Origin of the sequence: Ramlibacter ginsenosidimutans, from assembly GCF_016654015.1 — a bacterium.
GTDB classification, from domain to species: Bacteria; Pseudomonadota; Gammaproteobacteria; order Burkholderiales; family Burkholderiaceae_C; genus Ramlibacter; species Ramlibacter ginsenosidimutans.
In genome coordinates this window covers 37,728-57,717 of record NZ_JAEPWM010000012.1, presented here as the reverse complement: position 1 = coordinate 57,717, position 19,990 = coordinate 37,728, and the positions used below count along the sequence as shown (strand labels likewise).

Here is a 19,990-nt window from a genome sequence, read left to right as displayed (position 1 = left end):
AGGACAGGAGACAAGCATGACCCTCACCCGCCGCCTCGCGCTGGCCTTTGCCGCGACCGCCTTGTGCAGCCTCGCGCAGGCGCAAGCCAACTGGCCCACGCGCACCATCCGCATGGTGGTTCCGCTCGCCGCGGGCAGCGCGGTGGACGCTGCCGCCCGCATCGTTGCCGAGAAGATGAGCCGCGACCTCGGCCAGGCGATCGTCGTCGAGAACCAGCCCGGCGCCGCCGGGCTGATCGGCGCGGGCACCGTGGCCAAGGCAGCGCCCGACGGCTACACCATCGGGGGCTTCAACGACAGCATCATGACGATGGTGCCCAACCTCACCGCCAGGATGCCTTGGGACATCCTCAGGGATTTCACTCCAGTGTCGCTGGTCGCGACGGTGGAATGGGGGCTGGTCGTGCCGGCCGATGCGCCCGCGAAGTCGGCTGCCGATCTCATCGCGCTGGCCAAGCGCAAGCCGGGCGAACTGAACTACGGCTCCGGCGGCAATGGCAGCCCGCAGCACATCGCGATGGCCTTGTTCGCTTCGCAGGCGGGGGTGCAGATGAGGCACGTGCCCTACAAGGGCGCGACCCAGGCGGCGATGGGCGTGGCCGGCAAGGAAGTCGATGCGGCCTTCCAGGGCATCGCCACCGTCAGTTCGCTGGTGAAGGCGGGCAAGCTGCGGCTGATCGGCGTGACCACGCCCAAGCGCATGCCGCAGTTCCCCGACGTGCCGACCGTGTCGGAGTCCGGCCTGCCCGGCTTCGAATTCAATTCCTGGTTCGCGATGATGGCGCCGGCGGGCACGCCGACGGAGATCACGCACCGCCTGGCCGCCGAAGTGCAGCACGCGCTGGCCGATCCCGAGGTGCGCGAGAAGCTCGCCGCCGTGGGCCTCACACCGCGTGGCAGCACGCCGGAGGAGCTCGGCGCCGCGACGCGCGCTCAGCTCGCGAAGTACGGCGCGCTGATGAAGGCCGCCAACATCACGGCCGAATAGCGGCCGCGCGGCGCAAGGCCGCGCGCGCCAGCAGGCGCGTGGAGTCCAGCGTGGGCAGCGGCGAATTGCCGTCGTTGAGGATCAACGGCAGTTCGGTGCAGCCCAGCACCACCGCGTCGCAGCCTTGCGCCTTCAATCCTTCGATCACGGCCGCGAGGACTTCGACCTGGCGCGGTGACTGCACGCCGCACACCAGTTCGTCCATGATGATGCGGCCCATCTGCAGGCGCTCGCCTTCGCTCGGCCGCGCGAAGTCCAGGCCGTGCGCGCGCAGGCGTTCGGGGTAGACCTCGCTTTGCACCAGCCAGTGCGTGCCGGTGATGCCGATCTTGCGGAAGCCGCGGCGCTGCGCCTCCTCGGCGACCACGTCGGCGATGTGCAGCCAGGGCAAGGGGGAGCGCGGCTGCACCAGCGGGAACGCCTGGTGGATCGTGTTGTCCGGACAGATCAGGAAATCGGCGCCGCTGCGCGCCAGCCGGTCCGCCGACGCGAGCATCAGGTCGGCCACGCCTTGCACGTCGCCGGCGTCGAGCCGCTCGACGTAGAGATGCAGCGAAGGCGTGTGCAGGCTCACCTCAGGATGACGATGCGCGCCGCCCAGCACCTGCGCACCTTCGGTGCAGATGGCGCGATAGCAAAGGGCCGAGCCCTCGGCGGAACACCCGACGATGCCGATGTGGCCGCTCATGGCGTCAGGACGGCAGGTCCCGTCACGAAATCCGTGCAGCGCCGGCAGCGATAGCGGGAGAGGCCCATGGCGGCATGGTAGCCGCCCCGGACCGCCCGCACTCAGGCGGCAGAAGCCGCGCGAGTCAGCGGCGACAGCAAGTTCGAGGCCGGCTGCTCGAGGCGCGCGGCGAGCTCGTCCGCCGATCCCGGAATTCCCGCGGCGGTCACGCGGGATGCGCGCGCTTGCTACATTGCCCCATGGTTCCCCTCTCGGTCCTCGACCTCTCGCCCATCGTCGAAGGCGGCGATGCCGCGCAGTCCTTCCGCAACAGCCTCTCGCTCGCGCAGCATGCCGAGGGCCTCGGCTACCGACGCTACTGGCTGGCCGAACACCACGGCATGCCCGGCATCGCGAGCGCGGCCACGGCCATCCTGATCGGGCACATCGCCGGCGGCACGCAGCGCATCCGCGTGGGCGCCGGCGGCATCATGCTGCCCAACCACTCGCCCCTGGTGATCGCGGAACAGTTCGGCACGCTGGAGGCGCTCTACCCCGGGCGCATCGATCTTGGCCTCGGCCGCGCGCCCGGCTCCGACCAGGCGACCTCTCGCGCACTGCGCCGCAACCTCGAGAGCGACCCCGACCAGTTCCCCCGCGACGTCGTGGAGCTGATGGACCTGCTCTCGGACGAGCCGCGCCAGAGCGTGCGCGCCGTCCCCGGCCAGGGCGCCAAGGTGCCGGTCTGGATCCTGGGCTCCAGCCTGTTCGGCGCGCAGCTCGCCGCGATGCTGGGGCTGCCCTATGCGTTCGCGTCGCACTTCGCACCGGGACTGATGATGCAGGCCATCGAGGTGTACCGCGCCGGGTTCAAGCCCTCGGCGCAGCTGGACCGGCCCTACGTCATGCTGGGCTACAACGTGATCGCCGCGGACAGCGACGAACAGGCGGCGCTGCTCGCGACCTCGCTGCAGCAGGCCTTCGTCAACCTGCGCACCGGCCGACCCGGCAAGCTGCCGCCGCCGCGCGCGGGCTATTACGAGAGCCTGCCCGCGCAGGCGCGCGACATGCTTGAAAGCGTGCTGTCCTGTACCGCCATCGGCGGGCCGGACACCGTGCGGCGCGAACTGCAGGCGTTCGCGCAACGCACGAAGGCGGACGAGTTGATGATCACCGCGCAGGTGTTCGACCACGCGGCGCGCCTGCGCTCGTACGAGATCGCCGCCGCATCGGCGTGAGCGCCGTTTCTGCTGCGGCTGCATCGGTGACCTGCACCGGTGCCGGCGTGGCCGCTCATGGCCTCAGGCCGGCAGGTCCTTCACCTCGCCCAGCACGACCTGTTCGTACGCATGCAGCGACGGCAGGCCACCCGTGTGCAGGAACAGCACGTTCTCGTCCGGCTGGAATGCGCCCTGCCGCGCCATGCCGATCAGGCCGGCCATGATCTTGCCGGTGTAGACGGGGTCCAGCGGAATGCCTTCGGTGCGGGCGAGCATCTGCACGGCTTCCACCATGCGGGCGTTCGGCACCGAATATTTCGGCTGCCAGAAGCCGCCCACGCATTGCACGTCGTCGGGCTTCACGCGCACGTCCACGCCCAGCAGGTCGAGCACGGCCTGCGCTTCCTTCAGCACCAGCGGCGCCTGGTCGGCGGGGTCGCGGCTCACGCCGATGCCGGTGATGGGAATGCGGATGTTGTTGCCCAGGAAGCCGGCGACCAGGCCGCCATGCGTGCCGGAGCTGCCGGAGCCCACCACGAGGCGATCGATGCGCAAGCCCTGGTCGAAGAGTTGCTGCTGCAGTTCCTGCGCGCACGCCACGTAGCCCAGGCCACCGATGGCGTTGGAGCCGCCGCCGGGGATGATGTAGGCCTTGCGGCCCTCGCGCGCCAGCGCGTCCGCCACCTTCTGCATCTCGGCGCCCATGTTGCTGCCGCCGGGCACGACGGTGATCGCCTCCACGCCCAGCAGCCGGAACATGAAGTTGTTGCCGCTGGCTTGCGGGTCGTAGCTGCCGGGCACGCGCTCCTCGATCACGAACCGGCACTTGAGCCCTTCCTTGACCGCGGCCGCGAGCGTGATCCGGCAGTGGTTGGACTGGGGCGCGCCGCAGGTGACGAGCGTGTCGGCGCCCTGGGCCAGCGCGTCGGCGACCAGGAACTCCAGCTTGCGGGTCTTGTTGCCGCCGGGGAAGAGTCCCAGCATGTCGTCGCGCTTGATCCAGATGCGCGGGCCGCGGCCCCCGGGGCACGTCGCGGCCAGCGCCTTGCTGAAGTTCGGGAGGAATTCGATCGGCGTGACGAAGTCGGTATAGCGCCGGCGGGGAAAGCGGGAGAGGTCCATGGGCGGGGATGGTAGTGCAAGACTCCAGCGGCGCGCGCCGCCGGGATCGTGCGCTTGGCCGCGGCGGCGCGCAGTGGCAGCATGAGAGCAGGAGCGACCACCATGCACACCTTGGGCAAGAACCGGCTGGAAGCCTTCAGCGACGGCGTCGTGGCGATCATCATCACGATCATGGTGCTGGAGCTGAAACCGCCGCACGCCACCACGCCCGAGGCACTGTTCCAGCTGGCGCCCGTTTTCCTGAGCTACGTGCTGTCGTTCGTCGTTGTCGCGATCGTTTGGGTGAATCACCATCACCTGCTGCACACGGTGGACCACGTGAGCGGCCGCATCCTCTGGTTGAACAATCACCTGCTGTTCTGGCTCTCGCTGGTGCCCTTCATCACCGCGTGGATCGGCGAAAGCCATCTGGCGCCCTTGCCGGTCGCGCTGTATGGGCTGGTGCTGTTCTGCAGCGGCGCGGCCTTCGACCTGCTGCGCCGCGCGATCGCGAGCGACCCTGCAACCGACCCCGCGCTGGCCGAGGTGCACCGGCGTTCGAACCGCACCAACGCGGTGACGATGGCGCTCTACGTCGCCTCGGTCCCGCTGGCCTGGGTCTCCGTGTGGTTGTCGGTGGCGATCTACGTCGCCGTGCCTCTCCTCTACTTCATGCCGGGCCGCACGATCGAGAAGTTGTCGAGCGCCGTGCCGGCTGGCGCGCCCGCGGACTGAACATCGCTCCGGAACGCGACTGCATCGCGGTGGAGTCGTTCGCGCTTGCGGCATGCGGTCGCGGCATCGCGTTGCGGATGATGTGGTGGGATGTGTGGTGGTGGATGGTGCGGTGGGATGGTGTGGTGGGATGGCGGTGCGGGTCGCGGCGCGGAGTGGGCCGCGCGGAGTGGGCCGTGCGACGCGGCAGCGCTTGCGGAGCTCAGCCTGGATTCGGATAGAATGCAAATCGTTCTCATTTGCATGCCTCTCCGCCATGCGGAGCCACCGCCCCACCATGGCCCTTGCCAGCCCGTCCGCTGCCGCGTCCCTGCTTGCGCCGTTCTTGCGCGTCGTGCTCGGCGCACTCGCGGTCTCTTGCGTGCTGGGCGCGTGCGGCGGCGGAGGCACTGCCGCGTCTTCCACGTCGGCAGGCAGCGCCGCCGCGGATGACTCGGGCCTGAGTGCCGCTGCCCGACTGGGCCAGCGCATCTTCCGCGACGCCTCGCTCTCCGCATCGGGGAAGCTGGCCTGCATCACTTGCCACGACCCGGCGACGGGTCACGCCTCCCCATTCGCTGCGCCGGTGGCATACGGCGGCGCGAACCTCGACCAGCAGGGCATCCGCAACGCACCGTCGCTGCGTTACCTGCGCTTCAACACAAGCTTCCATTTCGCGCCCGACGGCACGCCCACCGGCGGCTTCTTCTGGGATGGACGCGCGAACAGCCTGCACGAACAGGCGCTCGGTCCCCTGCTCAATCCGCGCGAGATGGCGAACCCCGACGCGGCCGCCGTCGCCACGAAGCTCGCTGCGGCTGCGTACGCGGACGACTTCCGCAAGCTGTTCGGTGACGCGATCTTCTCAATCCCCGAAGACGCCCTCGATCGCGTCGGCTACGCGCTGGAGCGCTACCAGCTCGAAGACCCGGAGTTCGCTGCCTTCAGCAGCAAGTACGACGCCTTCGTCGCGGGCAATGCCAAGCTCAGCCCGCAGGAGTTGAATGGCTTCGCGCTGTTCAACCGGAGCGACAAGGGCAACTGCGCCGCGTGCCACAGCAGCACGAAGCCCGGCAACGCGCCCGGCGCGCTGTTCACGGACTTCAGCTACGACAACCTCGGCGTCCCGCGCAACGCCGAGATCGCGGCGAACGCCGATCCCGGCTTCCACGACCTCGGCCTGTGCGGAGGCACGCGCACGGATCTCCAGTCGCGAACGGATCTCTGCGGCGCGTTCAAGGTGCCGAGCCTGCGCAACGTCGCACTGCGCAAGCACTTCTTCCACAACGGCGCGTTCGACTCGCTCGAACAGGTGATCCGCTTCTACGTGCAGCGTGACACCGCCCCCCAGCTCTGGTACCCGGCGGACGCGTTGGGCAACGTGACGCCTTACGACGACCTGCCCGCCAGTCTGCGCGGCAACGTCAACACCACCGAAGCTCCCTACAAACGGCGCGCTGGCCAGGCGCCGGCGCTCACCGAAGCCGAGGTGCAGGACCTCGCGAGCTTCCTGCGCACGTTCACCGACGGCTACACGCCCTGAGGCCGCCCACGGCCCGCACACCCGATGAAGAAACCCACCTCCACCCTCCTCGCCGGATCCGCCGTGGCCTTGGCCGCCTTCGCCTGCAACGGCATGGCGCACGCCCAATCCGATCCCGAACTCCAGCAGCAGGTGCGCGAGTTGCGGGAGCAACTGCTGCAGGTGCGCAAGGAACTCGACGCCATGAAGGCGCAGCAAGCCGCGGCGCCGGTGCCTTCGGGGCCGTCCGCCTGGCAAACGCCTGCGGCTGCCCCCGGTGCATCCGCGCCCCTGACCGCGAGCGCGGCGAGCGCCGCCACGCCCGCACCTGCATCCGCAGGGACCGGGCTCAATTTCTTCGGCTACGCGGAACTGAGCTACATGCGCCCGCGCAACGAGATCGCAGCGACGACCGCGACCGCCGGCCGCGGCGTGCTGGGTTTCGGCTACCGCTTCAACGAGACCACCCGCATGGCGGCCGAACTGGAGGTCGAGAACGCGGTCGCTTCCGCGTCCGACCAAGGCGAAGTCGCCTTCGAGCAGCTCTATGCCGAACACGACTTCAGCCCGTCGCTCAGTGCGAAAGCGGGCCTGTTCCTGCTGCCGGTCGGACTGCTGAACGAATCGCACGAGCCCACGCGCTACTTCGGCGTGTTCCGCAACCAGGTGGAGACCGCTATCGTCCCGACCACCTGGCGTGAGCTGGGCGTCGGCGTCCAGGGCACGACCGCCGCGGGGCTGCGCTGGAACGCAGGGCTCACCACCAGCTTCGACCTGGCGAAGTGGGACCCCACCAGCAGCGAGGGGCACGAATCGCCGCTGGGCTCGATCCACCAGGAAGGGCAGCTGGCGCACGCGAGCAGCCTGGGCGGCTACGGCGCACTCAACTACAACGGCATTCCGGGCCTGAACGTCGGCGGCAGCGTCTTTCACGGCGGGGTCGGACAACACCAGCCCGGTTCCGCGGCCAGCGACGCATCGGTGACGCTCGCCGAAGCGCACGCGCGGTGGCAGCCCGGACGCTGGGACCTGTCCGCACTCATCGCGCAGGGCCAGTTCCGCGGCGTCGCCGACCTGAACACGAGCTTCGCGGGGCAGCCGACCCCGGTGCCCGACCGCTTCGGCGGCTGGTACACGCAGGCGGCGTACCGCCTGTGGCAGCAGGGCGAGCAATCGCTGTGGCCGTTCGCACGCTACGAGCGCCTGAACACCGCCCGCTCCTACTCCGGCCTGCCCGAAGGACTCGCACCGGCGACGCAGCCCGACACGCGCACGGTCACGGTCGGGGCCAGCTACTACCTGCATCCGCAAGTGGTGTTGAAGGCCGACTACCAGCGCTTCCTCAACGACAGCAACCTGGACCGGGTGAACCTGGGCCTGGGCTTCGACTTCTGAACATGCACAACCGCCGGCAAACCCTGGGCCGCGGCGTGGCCATCGGCCTCGCGGCGGGACTGTGGAACACCTCGGTATTCGCGACCGTGTACCTGGACATCGAGCAAGGGCGCAAGCTGCTGCTGCCGCAAGCCGCGAGCTTCCAGCCCTGGCCGATCGCGCTCGACGCACAGACGGTCGCCGCCATCGCGCAGGCGACGCAAACCCGCGTGCCGGCGGGCTACGCACCCGCGGGCTGGGTCGGCCTGGATGCGCAAGGCGCGCGCGTGGGCTTCGTGCTGGCCGACCACGTGATCGGCCGCTACGAATGGATCGACTACGCTGCAGGCTTCACCGCCGACGGCACGCTCACCCAGGTCGAGGTGCTCGCGTACCGCGAGTCGCACGGCGCCGAGATCCGCAACCCCGCCTGGCGCCGGCAGTTCAGCGGACGCAAAGGGCCGGCGCAGGTCCAATTCAACGAGGAGATCCGCAACATCTCCGGTGCGACCCTCTCGTGCCAGCACGTCACCGAAGGCGTGCAGCGCTTGAGCGCGCTGGTGCAGCAACAGCTGCACAGGACCTCCTGATCATGGCTGCCAACGGCCTGCTGCTGCGGCGCGCGCGACCGCTGCTGGGCACGCTGGTGTCGATCCAGCTGCAGGCAGAGGAGATCGGCGAGCACGACGCCGAGCGAGCTGCGTATCAGGCCTTCGCGGTGATCACGGCGATCCACCGCGCGATGAGCGCGCACGAGCCCGGGTCCGACCTTGCGCGCCTCGCCCAGGCGCGTCCGCGCGAGCCGCTGGCCGTGAGCGTGCACACGGTCGCCGTGTTGCGGCTGGCGCAGCACTGGTCGCGCGCAAGCAACCACGCCTTCGATGCGCAGTCCGCCGGGGAGACGCTCGCGCGCAGCCGCTTGCGGCCTGCGCTCGCCCACTGCACGGCGCGCGGGGCGCGTCTCGCCGGCTTGCGCTTCCTGGATGCATGCACCGTCCTGCCGGAAGGGCCGATGGCCATCGATCTCGGCGGCATCGCCAAAGGCTACGCGGTGGACCAGGCGGTGGCGGAACTGTGCGCATCCGGCGTGGCGAGCGGGCTGGTGAATGCCGGAGGCGACCTGCGCGCGTTCGGGCCCCGCTGCTGGCCGATCGAGCTGCAGCACCCCATCGTCAGCGCCCGGACCCGCCCGCTCCTGCGGCTGCGGGACGCTGCGATCGCGAGCTCGGTCGCTTCGACCGACACCGGCTTCGTGCCCACGCGCCGCCGAGGCGCTCGCTGGACCGGCAGCACGGTGCTCGCGCCCGACTGCGCGACGGCCGACGCGCTGACCAAGTGGGCGCTGCAGGATGCCGAACCCTCGCTGCAGCTGCGACGCACACTGCGGGCACATGGAGCACGCTTGTGGCGCACGTGAATCGCTTCGCCGGCCATCACGGCGGCTGGAACACGCGCGCCGTCACCTGGACCGCCGCCGGCGTGACGCTGTTGTGGATCACGGGCGTCGTGCTGTACCTCTGGCCTGCCGAGGGCACCTTCCAGCTCGCCGCCTGGCAGGTGGCGCTGCGCCGCGCTTCACTGCTCGTGCATGGCGGCAGCGTGTGGGTGCTGTGCCTGCTCGCGGGCCGATGGGTGTGGCCGCACGTCGCGCTGGTCTGGTCCTACCGCCGGGGGTCGACCTGGGTGCTGGGCATCGCCAGCGCCAGCCTGCTGCTCGCCGTCGCGCTCACCGGTTTCCTGCTGCTCTACGGACCCGAGCTGGCGCACGCAGCGGCCGGCGCGGTGCACTGGTGGACGGCGCTCGTGCTGCCCGCGCTGTTCGCGCTGCACGGCCGCAGGTGGCTGCGACGCAGCTGAAGGCCGCGGGAGGCAAGCTCTCTTTTCTTTGTGGCGTCGGACGGCTCAATTTGCGGGACTCGCCTCATCGCGCTGTTGGGCACGAGGGAGTTCGAAACACATGCGCACGCACATTCCCGGTTCCGCCTCTGCCCAGATGCGGCCGCCGTGGGTTTCGACGATCGAGCGGCAGATCGACAAGCCGAGGCCGGCGCCACGCCGGTCCTCGCCCGCTTGCCAAAACGGTTCGAACATGTGGACCAGCGCCTCGGCGGGGAGCGCGGCGCCGGTGTTGGAAACGCTGAATACCACCGACTCGGGTTGCTCCCGCGCAGTCAGGACGACTCGCCCGGCGCGCTGCGTGAATTTCAGCGCGTTGTCGAGCAAGTTGATGAAGACGCGCAGCACCCGGTCCTCGTCGGCCCGGACCTCGGGCAGCGACGGAGCGCTTTCGACCACCAGGTCGATGCCGGCACGCTCGAACAGCGGCCGGACCGTGCCGGCCGCCCGCTCCAGCAGGGCTGCCGCATTCACGGGCGTCATCCTCAGCATCGACGCCTTGCCGCGCGCGGACACGGCAACGGCGAGCAGGTCATCGACCAGGCCCGCCATGCGGCGGCCGATGTCGCTCAGCGTGGCGAGCATCTTGCGCACAGGTTCGCCGCCCGGAAGCTTCGCTGCCAGCCGATCGGCGGTCTTGGCGGTGAGCAGCATCGCAGACAAGGGATTGCGCAGGTCGTGGCTGACGATCGCAAGGATTTCTTCGCGCTCGCGCAACATCCGGGCGGCGTTCTCGATCGCGCGCCCGAGCTCTTGCGCCTCGACGAGCTGCAGGGGCGGAATTTCAACGACCTGGCCACGGCCCAGTGCTGCCGCCGGTTCGATCAGGCTTCGGATCGAGTGGCTGATCCTCGACCCGATCCGCTGGGCGAGCAAGCTGCCCAACATCAGCAGGCTCATGGTGCCGGCGATCAGCCAGGCAATCGAGACCCACAGCTGCCTCGCCAGCTGGGTTCGTGGAATCCCGATCGCGACCGACCAGTTCGAGACGGAAGAGCGGCTGAACACCGTGACCACGGGAATTCCTTCCAGGGTATCGGTTTCGAGCTGGCCCTCCCTGTCTCGCAGCAGGCGCTGCAGCAAGGCGGGCGCAGCTTGCTGCCCCACGAATCGGTTGGCCTCATGCGAGCGCGCGACGATCGTTCCCCGGCTGTCGATGATGGCGGCAATCCATCCAGCCGGAAGCGCCTGGCGCCCGAGGATCTCGCCAAGACGAACGGGAAGCATCCCCATCGATACGTCATAGACCACCTGGCCGTCCCGGCGCACGGGAACGTCGATGCTGATGACCAGCTGCTGCCGCACTGCACTGGCGAAGAGATCGGAAACCAGCGGACGCCCTGTCTCGAAGACGCGGCGAATCTGCGCCAGGTTGCCATGGCGCGGAAGCTGCGTGCCGAACGGGCGCAACGTGTTGACCAGCTGCTGCCCCGAGCCATCGGTGAGCACCAGGGAATCTCCGGGAAGTTCGACCAGCGCCGCGCGGGCCTGGCGGTCGAACGCCGCCAGGTCGCCGGTGACCAGATAAGGGGAGGTGGCGAGCGCCTGGAGCGCCGAGCGGCCGCTGGCAAGATCCTGGTCCACCGCCTGGACCAGTGCGCGAGTGGTGTTGAGCGTGCCCTGGGCAATGCTCTCCCGGTGGCGCTCGTACGAATAGGTGATCAACAGCACGGCGGCCAGGGCAGTGGGCAACACGGAGGCGATCACCAGCCGGGTCAGTTGTTTTCGAATCGTCAAATCGGACTCCAGCCCTCCGCCTGACGGGACATTTTGAGGAGCATGGCCCGGATGACCTTGAGCATTGTCAAACGCGGATGGGACCGCCGCGAACACGGCCGCACGCACTTGCCTTCAGGGTTGCTACGCGGAGAGCGTGCAGCGCCTGGATCGTGAGTTGGTGCGACGAACACGTCTGCGCGTGCGTGGCTCGGACAGCTGTTCGATCGCGCAGGACTGGAGGCCGCGTGATCGACCGCCCCAGGAAGGGAGTATTCCGTTCCGGAAAAAGAAACGCCCACTTGTGAGTGGGCGTTTCTGCGGCGAACCGCTTGGGTGTTGGCGGAGTGGACGACCCCCATTCTTGGGGATCGCAACGTCTCGCATAGACTCAGTGTCGGCCGTTTTCCCTCTGGGAAAGGCCAAATTGTGCTCCCGCGTCATCTCCCGTGCTATCGTTGCGTCTTGCCGATATTGATGGACGGCATGATGGATACAGGAGGTCTGCCATGCGAGTTGCGAAGGAGCTGGGTGCGCTGCAAGTGCAGCGGCTGCGTGATCCTGGTTTTCATGCCATAGGCGGAGTGCCCGGCCTGATGCTGCGCATCACTGCAAGCGGTTCGCGGAGCTGGGTTCTACGCGCGACGGTCGGCTCGCGCCGGCGTGATATGGGCTTGGGCGGCTATCCGGGCGTGACGCTGGCCGCTGCCCGCGAAAAGGCACGGGAAGCGCGCGCGCTGATCGACAAGAGCGTAGACCCGATCCTCGCGCGCAAGCAGGCACGTTCGGCGCTGATCGCGGAGCAAGCGAAGGCGAAGACATTCGACCAAGCCGTCACGGCGTTCATGGACGCGAAGGGCGACGAGTGGCGCAACGCGAAGCATCGACAGCAATGGCAGAACACGCTCGCGCAGTACGCGTCCCCGATCATGGGCAAGGTGCTGGTGTCGGATGTGACACAGGCACACGTGGAGGCGGTCCTGCGGCCGATCTGGCGCGAGAAGACCGAAACGGCAACCCGTGTGCGGCAGCGGATTGAGAAGGTGCTCGACTTCGCTCGCGTGAGTGGCTGGCGTGAAGGCGAAAACCCCGCGCGCTGGCGCGGCCACCTGGCCGAGTTGTTCCCCACGCCAAGCAAGATCAAGACGGTCGTTTCTCAGCGCTATCGCAATCCGCGCGAGATGCACGACCTCATGGTCACATTGCGCGCCGCTAAGGGCACGGCGGCACGCGCGCTGGAATTGCTGATCCTCACAGCGGCGCGCAGTGGTGAGGTACGCGGCGCGGTCTGGAGCGAAGTCGACATGCAGTCCGGTGTCTGGGCGATCCCGGCGGCGCGGATGAAGGCTCATAAGGAACACCGGGTTCCGTTGAGTCGTGACGCGCTGGAGTTGCTGAAATCCCTACCGCGCATCGAAGGCAACTCGCTGCTGTTCCCCGCACCACGCGGCGGCGTAATGAGCGACATGACCATGACCGCTGTACTGCGCCGGTTGCAGGTTGATGATGCAACCGTGCACGGCATGCGGTCGTCGTTTCGGGTGTGGACTCAGGACCATACGTCTTACCCGCGCGAGATGGCGGAGGTCGCACTTGCACACGCGGTCGGCAGCGCCGTGGAGCAAGCCTACGCACGCAGCGACCTCCTGGAGCGCCGTCGCAAGCTGATGCAGGACTGGGCGGACTTCCTCGCGAAGCCGGCAGGCACCGGAGCCCGTGTCACTCCGATCCGCGCGGCTTGACGCATTGCATTGCGCAACGTGCGCAACGTGCGCAACGTGCGCAACGTGCGCAACGTGCGCAACGCGTTTGCCCGTTGACGCCACTGAAGTTCTCATGATATTCTGATACCCGATACCAAGAAGGAACTAACTCGAGCTAATCGCTCGCGCTGGCTTTCTTGGCTTTTTTTTGCTTGGGCCCGCGCGAGTCTTTGACGATCAAGGACTCTTAATGCCCAATCTCTCACTGCGGGCCGCCCAGGCAGCTCCATTTCTCGGCATTTCACTCCCGACGTTTTGGCGCTGGGTACGCGAGAAGCCCGACTTTCCCAAGCCGATCCGGTTGTCGCCCCGCTGCACGGTCTTCGATGCGGATGCGCTGCTCGCATGGCGTGACGCTCGCGCCCAGCCGCATGCAACGCCGCAGACGAAGCGGAAATCGGCGCGATGACAGCGGCGCAGTTCAAAGCACGCGATGAGGTCGATGATGAAGTCGACCGGATGTTGGGGACGGAGGCGGAGCGGCGACGTATTCCCGACGCCGAGGAGGTCGCGGAAGCACACCGACTCGTCGGCAACTCGATTGCCGCAGCAGTGGCCGAGTGGCAGACCGTCACCCCCGAAGAAAATGCTAGGCGCAAGCTGCCATTCGAGGTCGTGCGCATCGCGGGCCTGAGACACATTGAGCTCCCGCCGCCGCTGTACGCATGGGAGGGACTCATCCCTATCGGATACGTGACGAACCTGTCAGGCCACGGCGGCACGGGCAAGACCATCGTGTCCTTGCAGCTCGCAGTTTCGGTGGTCTTGGGCTTGCCGCTGTTCGGCAAACCAACACGCCAAGGCAACGTCGGTTTTTTCAGCGGGGAAGATGGTAAGGCGCTGCTGCTTTTTCGGCTGCAGTTCATTTGCGGCGCGATGGGCGTGAACGCGGACGACCTCGACGGAAAGTTATTCATTCTCGACGCGACCGAACGCGACCCGACGCTGTTTGTGGAACAGAACGCCGCCGGCCAGCGGATCGGCAGGACGACGATTGCGTACGAGGCTCTGCGCGCCTTTTGCAAGCAACAGAACCTGTCACTACTGGTGGTGGACAACGCGAGCGACGTGTACTCCGCATCCGAAATCGACCGCGCGAAGGTGCGAGCGTTCATGCGTGCGCTGGCCCAGATCGCCCGCGAATGCGATGCAGCAGTGTTGCTGCTGGCGCACGTAGACAAAGGCACCAGCCGGGGCGAGCGTTCAGGGAATGAAAGCTACAGCGGCAGCACGGCGTGGCACAACAGCGCTCGCAGTCGCCTGTTCCTTCGATCCGACGCTGAGGGCACCTTGACCCTTGAGCAACAGAAGCACAACCTGGGGACGCGGCAACTGCCGCTCCGGTTGGTATGGCCCGTGGGCGGCGTCCCCTCACTGGATGAACCCCTAGGCCATCCGATGCCGCACGGTCGCTCGGAGTGCGATGCCGAGCGCGCGTTGCTGCGGTTGATCGCGGAGTACACGGATCGGGGCGAATTCGTAAGCACCGCGCACACGTCGAGAACGCACGCGGCGAAGGTGCTGCGCCAGGAGCCGAGCTATCCGAAGTGGCTGAAGGACGCCGAGGTGTTCGACCTCCTGCGCAAAGCCGAGCGCGCCGGACGATTGGAGCGCGTCACCTACAAGGGCACCGACCGCCACGAGCGCGAGCGGTGGCATGTGACCCACGCCGGGCGGAGCGATGCGGCCACTGCGGGGACTGCGGGGAGCACGCGGAGCACCGCACATGCCGCAGAGGCCGCATCGCCTTGCGGCGACTGCGGCGACTTGCCGCCGGGGGGTATGGGGGATACCGCCGCCGCACAGGTCGCCGCGCCGGGGTCGCCGCGATGACCCCCGGCGTCGTCCACGGCCCACGGGCCCGCATTTGCCAGTCGCTTAAAAAAGGGGCAGTTGGCAGCCATCCGGTCCGCCTCATGTCAAGCAGCGGCGCGGTGGAAAGTCGCAAGCCCGGCGGCTATCCGTCAATCCGTCCATCAAAGAGCGGCGCTGCCAACGGCCCGAATCGCCGATGGGGTCGCCGCTGCCACCAGACGGCCCTAGGACGCGATTTCAGCCTGCGGAGAGGGTCAGGCACCAGCAGCCCCGCAAAACGCGCCTGTAGGGGCCGCCAAGCGCGCCTGTTGCCGAGTGGAGATGCCCTGTGAAGGAGAACGGCATGCAAGGCGAACCCGACAGCAGCGCCGTGCCTGTCGCCCTGGTGCAGGCGCGGCAGTGCGCGAAGGGGTATTGGGTCTGGCGTGTCTCGGTCTGCCCCTACTGCGGCCGCCAGCACACCCACGGCGCCGGCGACGGCCCGCGTCCCACAGGCCTCGGCCATCGCAGCGCCCATTGCTCAACGCGCAGCGACGACGCCGCACGCGGCTATGAGCTGCGCCAACTCGGAGGCACGTCGTGACCGCACCCGACTCCACCGGTCAACCCTATAGCGAACTCACCATCGCAAGCACACGCGATCCATTTGTGGGCGGCATTCTCCGCCGCCCGAAGCGCCCCTCGCCGCCTCGTCGCCCCACAAGGCCGACACGGCCCGGCCGAATTGTGAGGACCTGACGAATGAGACTCTTGAATCGCTTCTTAACGGTGTGGCGCACGCTCTCCCCGCACGCTCGCCGCATCGCCGCCAAGCGCCGCTTGGAAGCAACCCTCCGCGCCCACGGCATCTCCGCACGCCGCGCGACGCAGATCACGAACCACTACTTCCAGTCTTGAAAGGACTCTGAAATGACCAGCACATCTCTTGCAATGGCGAAGATTGTGGAACGCATGGGCGACCGCCCGAACCCGACGCGCCACATGAGCGCATTACTCGGCATCTCGCGAGGGCTGGTCGCTGCGGCAGACGCAGTCGCGGGCCTGCACGCCGTCGCGCCGACAGGTCCCGGCGCTGCCGATGCAACACGCCGACTAGTGAACAAGGTGGATGCCGCAGTTCGAGAACTGAACGATCACGCACGCGCAGGTGTGATGGAGCTTGAGGGCGCGATCCTCCAAAAGTCGCAACTGACGCAAACTCCGTATGCGTCAGAGATTCGCGCAGTGTACAGAAACCTTGCGCCAGAGGCCGCGCAAGACTACCTGCGGCGTGCCGTCGAAGGAGGCGATGCCGAGACCATTGCCGCCCTGTGCTGCGTGCCGTACGCACTGACCTTGATTGATCCGGCGCAGGCCTCGCGTTACCGCCTGCACCACGAAGAACGCTGCGCGCCAGAAGAAGTCCGGCAACGCAGCGAGCTGACCCAAGACCTGAGCTCGGCACTGCTGGTTGCCAGCCTCGCTCGCCAGCAATGCACCGAGCTCTTGAGCCCCGAGGCGCAACGCACCGAACAGGCAGCGGAACGCGCCGAACAGGCTCTGGCGAAGGTGGCTGTGACGGTTGGGGCCCCATGATGACGACGCGACCGAAAACGCCGGGGCGCGTGCTCGGTCCGTCAGACGCGCGGCTGTCAAACGCAGGACGACCGCGGAAGGACCCGCCCGCAGGCGCTGCCGAACTCATACGCCATGCCGCCGCTCACGGCGCGAGCCAGCGCGGCGTCGCAATGGCATTGCATAGCAATGTCGATTGTTTGAGACGTTGGCTCGATGAGCATCCCGAGTTAAAACAGGCATTCGATGAGGGGCGCGAACAAGAGCGCGCCGTCCTGCACAACGCGCTCTATCGCACGGCCACCGAAGGGACTGGAAAGGATGCATTGATAGCCGCGATGTTTCTCTTAAAGAGTAGGCACGGGTACGTCGAAGGCGATCAAGAGGTGCAAACCAACCGCGTTGCAGTGACGTTCAACATCCCGGCGGCACTGCCGTTGGACAAGTTCATGGTGGTCGATGATGGTGGAACAAGTACAACTGAACGCCTTCCAGCAAAGATTGCTCGCGGTTCCTGAAGAACTCGACGCCTTCGTCGGCGGCGGGCGTGGCGGAGGCAAGTCATACGGTCTTGCTCTCCTGGCACTTCGTCACTGCGAACAGTACGGTCCGAAAGCGCGCGTGCTCTACATCCGACGAACTTACGGGGGCCTCCGCGACTTCGAGCTGCTGACGCGCGACTTGTTCGGCACGATTTATGGGCCGGCGGCACGATACAACGCAACCGAGCACATTTGGAGGTTGCCGAACGACGGCTACATCGAGCTCGGGCAGCTTGAGACGCACGGGGATTACGCAAAGTACCAAGGCCGTTCGTTCACGCTGCTGCTAGTGGACGAGGCCGGGCAGTATGCGACGCCGGACCTATTGGACTTGATGCGATCGAACCTTCGCGGCCCACAGGATGTGCCCATTCGCGTGGTGATCGCTGCGAACCCTGGTGGTCCTGGCCATGCGTGGCTGGCGAAGCGCTTTGTGTTCCAGGCCGGGCCGTGGAAGCCATTTCGCGACGAGCGCAGCAAACGCAGGTGGGTCTATGCGCCGTCCACGTTCGCAGCAAACCAGTTTATCGACCGAGAACAATACCGGGAGCAACTGGAAAGCGCCTGTCCGCACGACCCCGAGTTGCTGCGCGCCTGGCTTGAGGGTGATTGGTCGGTAGCGCGTGGGGCGTACTTCGCGTCAGTGTTGGACGAACAGAGGAACGCTGTCGATCCCTGGCCCGGCATCCCGAACACACACGGCGAGCCGTGGAAAGCGTACCTCGCGCACGACTTCGGATCGTCGGCCCCAAGCGTGACTTACGTGGTCTGCAAATCGCCGGGCGGCAGCGCCTTCGGCAAGTTCTACCCGCGCGACTCCCTGATCCTGATTGACGAATTGAGCACCGCAAAGCCTGATCGTCCCAACGAAGGTTTGGGGTGGACGGTGCCGATCCTCGCCGAGGAAATCCTGTCAATGTGCAAGCGCTGGAAGATAAAGGCCGCAGGCGCGGCGGATGACGCCATCTTTGCGCGTACGGGTTCGGGTGCGGGCAGCATCAGCGACGAATTCACCCGCGCCGGCGTGCGGTTCTTCCCGGCGAAGAAGGCCGACCGCGTGAGCGGCTGGCAGTTGATGCGGCGGCTGCTGGCCGACGCCGGCAAGCCCGATGTGCCGGGCCTGTACGTGTCGCGGGCATGCGGGTACTTCTGGGAGACGGTGCCGTACCTCGCGCGTGACATGAGGCGAGTTGAGGACGTGGACAGTTCAGGGCCAGATCATGCCGCCGATGCCGCGCGTTACGCATGCCTGCGGGAAGAACGGATTGCGGTGGTCCGTCCGCTGTGGCATTGACCGGCTACTTCTTGGGGCATCGAGAGCCCGAATCGCCCGCCCAGCCCACATGTTGGCCTCCATGACCCCCGCGTGTAGACTCTGGCCAAATCGAAGACTCCCATGCCCAAAAAGCTGCCCACGAGGCTTTCGTCTGAACCGCTAATCGATGCGATTTTTGAAATCCATTGTCAGGCGTCGGCGCCACTGCCAGTTCTTCTCCCTGGACTTCTCGTCGGGAAACTGAATAGCAGCCAACCTATTCAGGCCGAGACGCTCGGACCTTCCGTTCTTCCCGCAGAATTGCGAGCCGCAGATCCAAGGCTGCAGTTCGCACCCGCAGTGCGTCTGTCGTGGGGCGATTTCTTCGTCACGATCGGGGATTCAGTGGTAGGGGTCGGGTGCAAGTACCCATATCCCGGTTGGTCGGCACTGAAGAACGCCATCCTAGAAGTGATGAACGCCGCCGCTCAAAGCCCTGTTATCCAGTCGCTCTCTAGGTGTTCTCTCAAGTACATAGACCTAATCCCCGGCACAGATAGGGCTGCGCAAGTGCGGCGGTTCAATTGGAATATTCGGCTGGGCGATCACACGCTGAAATCAGAACTGTTCACCCTTCGTCTTGAACTCCCAGAAGATGATCTGATCAACGTCGTTCAGATTTGCACGGCAGTTTCCGCCACCGTTGCACCATCGTCTTACCGCCCCGACCATCAAGGAACGAAAGTTCTAGAGAAGCAGGGCGCGCTGGTCGACATCGACACGATAATGAAGTTGAACGACCTCCACATGGCGGATTTCCGTGCAACGCTTTCCGATAGACTCGACAGGTTGCACAACGCGAACAAGCAGATGTTCTTCAGTTGTCTAACTGAAGAGGCAATTGTCGAACTCGGAGCGGAGTATGGCGACGCAAATTAGGCACATCAGCGACTCTGAGACTGTGGCGATGACGTATGGAAACGCCGCGTTCGCACATCCAGAAGAGGAGACGGCCACCGTTCCGCAGCGTCCATCTGGGCCCACGGCCTTTTGGCTTCCTGAATGGACCGGCATCACCTCCACAACTTGGACCATTGAGGTGATGACGGGCCCCAAGAACACGCTTGCTGAAGAGTTGTCTCAGGCATACGTCCAATTCGCTCGCGCGCAGCGGCCCCTAGACCCCAGGATCGCCCAACTCGTGTCAGACAACCTTTGGGACCTGTACTCTCGCTAGCATGTACTCATCGTTCGACCCGGCGAACGCTGAGCTGTTCCTCGCTCCTTACCTGACTTCAGAGCGGAAAGAGGGATTCCTAAAGGAACTCAAGCAGTTCCCGCCCAAGCGTATCTACACGACGATCAATGACCCTGATCCTTTGCAGGGTGACGGGTGGGTAGGTTGTACCGTCGTACGGTTTGAAGACGGAAAGCGGGATCAGATCAAGGGCGTCGTAGTCACGAACTCCTGCGACGTCGCGGGCGACAACAAACGGGCCACGCCCGTTAACCTCAGCTTCGCACCCATACTGTTGCTTCACAAGTACCACGACCTGATCGAAAAGGGACTTGGCAAACAAGCGGCGGATGACCACGTTCGGGAAGTCCGAGAGCAGAAAATCTCCTCGATTTTCTACCTGCCGGATACGGGCGACCTAGGTGGCGAAAGCATCGTCCTGCTTGACGTAGTCCACACAATACCTCTGTCCGCCTTTCAGAAGGAAGAAAGGAAAGCGAGGCTTTTCTCGCTGAGCGACGTAGGTTTCTGGTTATTCCTTTTCAAGCTCTCGTTTCATTTCTGCCGATTCCACGAGAATGTGGATCGCTCCCCTAGCCAGCAACAGGGCGCAGTCGGTTGACATG

At 66.4% G+C, this 19,990-nt stretch carries 19 protein-coding genes; 16 read left to right on the top strand and 3 right to left on the bottom strand.

Annotated elements, in window-relative coordinates; genetic code table 11:
* The first annotated feature begins 16 nt into the window (after window positions 1-16).
* Window positions 17-988 carry a Bug family tripartite tricarboxylate transporter substrate binding protein gene (locus tag JJB11_RS22230; protein WP_201965033.1) on the top strand — a complete coding sequence of 324 codons (972 nt, stop codon included), beginning with the start codon at window positions 17-19 and terminating at the stop codon, window positions 986-988.
* Here the strand turns inward: JJB11_RS22230 and JJB11_RS22225 are convergent.
* Window positions 975-1,676, bottom strand: coding sequence for an aspartate/glutamate racemase family protein (locus JJB11_RS22225; RefSeq protein ID WP_201176747.1), 702 nt, complete (start codon window positions 1,674-1,676; stop codon window positions 975-977). The genes JJB11_RS22230 and JJB11_RS22225 overlap by 14 nt on opposite strands.
* Before the next feature lie 239 nt (window positions 1,677-1,915).
* Between JJB11_RS22225 and JJB11_RS22220 the strand changes: the two genes are divergently transcribed.
* A complete protein-coding gene (locus JJB11_RS22220; RefSeq protein WP_201176745.1) occupies window positions 1,916-2,893 on the top strand; it encodes an LLM class flavin-dependent oxidoreductase in 978 nt (325 codons plus the stop codon).
* A 63-nt stretch (window positions 2,894-2,956) separates the two neighbouring features.
* Here JJB11_RS22220 and cuyA read toward each other — a convergent pair whose 3' ends face one another.
* Window positions 2,957-3,997 carry a D-cysteate sulfo-lyase gene (gene cuyA / locus JJB11_RS22215; RefSeq protein ID WP_201176743.1) on the bottom strand — a complete coding sequence of 347 codons (1,041 nt, stop codon included), beginning with the start codon at window positions 3,995-3,997 and terminating at the stop codon, window positions 2,957-2,959.
* Window positions 3,998-4,099: 102 nt separating this feature from the next.
* On the opposite strand from cuyA, the gene JJB11_RS22210 reads away from it, so the two are divergent.
* The 6 genes from JJB11_RS22210 (at window position 4,100) to JJB11_RS22185 (ending at window position 9,443) form a co-directional block, all read left to right on the top strand.
* Window positions 4,100-4,711: a TMEM175 family protein gene (locus tag JJB11_RS22210; RefSeq protein WP_340643176.1), complete on the top strand. Its 612-nt coding sequence runs from the start codon at window positions 4,100-4,102 to the stop codon at window positions 4,709-4,711.
* Between the two features lie 277 nt (window positions 4,712-4,988).
* On the top strand, window positions 4,989-6,233 hold the full coding sequence (locus tag JJB11_RS22205; RefSeq protein WP_201176741.1) for a cytochrome-c peroxidase: 1,245 nt from the start codon (window positions 4,989-4,991) through the stop codon (window positions 6,231-6,233).
* 24 nt (window positions 6,234-6,257) lie between these two features.
* Entirely contained in the window at window positions 6,258-7,607 is a 1,350-nt protein-coding gene (locus JJB11_RS22200) for a hypothetical protein (RefSeq protein ID WP_201965032.1), read from the top strand.
* A 2-nt stretch (window positions 7,608-7,609) separates the two neighbouring features.
* Window positions 7,610-8,176 (top strand): FMN-binding protein, encoded by a 567-nt coding sequence (locus JJB11_RS22195; protein ID WP_201176738.1) that lies wholly within the window; start codon window positions 7,610-7,612, stop codon window positions 8,174-8,176.
* Between the two features lie 2 nt (window positions 8,177-8,178).
* Window positions 8,179-9,003: an FAD:protein FMN transferase gene (locus JJB11_RS22190; protein ID WP_201176736.1), complete on the top strand. Its 825-nt coding sequence runs from the start codon at window positions 8,179-8,181 to the stop codon at window positions 9,001-9,003.
* Window positions 9,000-9,443, top strand: coding sequence for a hypothetical protein (locus JJB11_RS22185; RefSeq protein WP_201176734.1), 444 nt, complete (start codon window positions 9,000-9,002; stop codon window positions 9,441-9,443). The genes JJB11_RS22190 and JJB11_RS22185 overlap by 4 nt, the downstream gene beginning before the upstream one ends.
* Window positions 9,444-9,488: 45 nt before the next feature.
* Here JJB11_RS22185 and JJB11_RS22180 read toward each other — a convergent pair whose 3' ends face one another.
* Entirely contained in the window at window positions 9,489-11,219 is a 1,731-nt protein-coding gene (locus tag JJB11_RS22180; RefSeq protein ID WP_201176732.1) for a sensor histidine kinase, read from the bottom strand.
* A gap of 488 nt (window positions 11,220-11,707) precedes the next feature.
* Here JJB11_RS22180 and JJB11_RS22175 point away from each other — a divergent pair, with 488 nt between their 5' ends.
* The 8 genes from JJB11_RS22175 to JJB11_RS22135 all read left to right on the top strand — a co-directional run bounded on the left by JJB11_RS22175 (window position 11,708) and on the right by JJB11_RS22135 (window position 19,986).
* Window positions 11,708-12,940: a tyrosine-type recombinase/integrase gene (locus JJB11_RS22175; RefSeq protein WP_201176730.1), complete on the top strand. Its 1,233-nt coding sequence runs from the start codon at window positions 11,708-11,710 to the stop codon at window positions 12,938-12,940.
* Window positions 12,941-13,366: 426 nt separating this feature from the next.
* Window positions 13,367-14,794 (top strand): AAA family ATPase, encoded by a 1,428-nt coding sequence (locus tag JJB11_RS22165; protein WP_201176726.1) that lies wholly within the window; start codon window positions 13,367-13,369, stop codon window positions 14,792-14,794.
* Between the two features lie 325 nt (window positions 14,795-15,119).
* The gene (locus JJB11_RS22160) at window positions 15,120-15,359 is read left to right on the top strand and encodes a hypothetical protein (protein ID WP_201176724.1); all 240 of its coding nucleotides are present in this window, start codon (window positions 15,120-15,122) and stop codon (window positions 15,357-15,359) included.
* A 326-nt stretch (window positions 15,360-15,685) separates the two neighbouring features.
* Window positions 15,686-16,351, top strand: coding sequence for a hypothetical protein (locus tag JJB11_RS22155; protein ID WP_201176722.1), 666 nt, complete (start codon window positions 15,686-15,688; stop codon window positions 16,349-16,351).
* Complete coding sequence (locus JJB11_RS22150) at window positions 16,348-16,848, top strand: hypothetical protein (RefSeq protein WP_201176720.1); 501 nt, start codon at window positions 16,348-16,350, stop codon at window positions 16,846-16,848. The genes JJB11_RS22155 and JJB11_RS22150 overlap by 4 nt, the downstream gene beginning before the upstream one ends.
* Window positions 16,790-18,166, top strand: coding sequence for a phage terminase large subunit (locus JJB11_RS22145; protein WP_201176718.1), 1,377 nt, complete (start codon window positions 16,790-16,792; stop codon window positions 18,164-18,166). The genes JJB11_RS22150 and JJB11_RS22145 overlap by 59 nt, the downstream gene beginning before the upstream one ends.
* A gap of 102 nt (window positions 18,167-18,268) precedes the next feature.
* Window positions 18,269-19,066, top strand: a complete 798-nt coding sequence (locus JJB11_RS22140; RefSeq protein WP_201176716.1) for a TIGR04255 family protein — start codon at window positions 18,269-18,271, stop codon at window positions 19,064-19,066.
* Window positions 19,067-19,365: 299 nt separating this feature from the next.
* The gene (locus tag JJB11_RS22135) at window positions 19,366-19,986 is read left to right on the top strand and encodes a hypothetical protein (protein WP_201176714.1); all 621 of its coding nucleotides are present in this window, start codon (window positions 19,366-19,368) and stop codon (window positions 19,984-19,986) included.
* The last annotated feature ends 4 nt before the right edge of the window (window positions 19,987-19,990 follow it).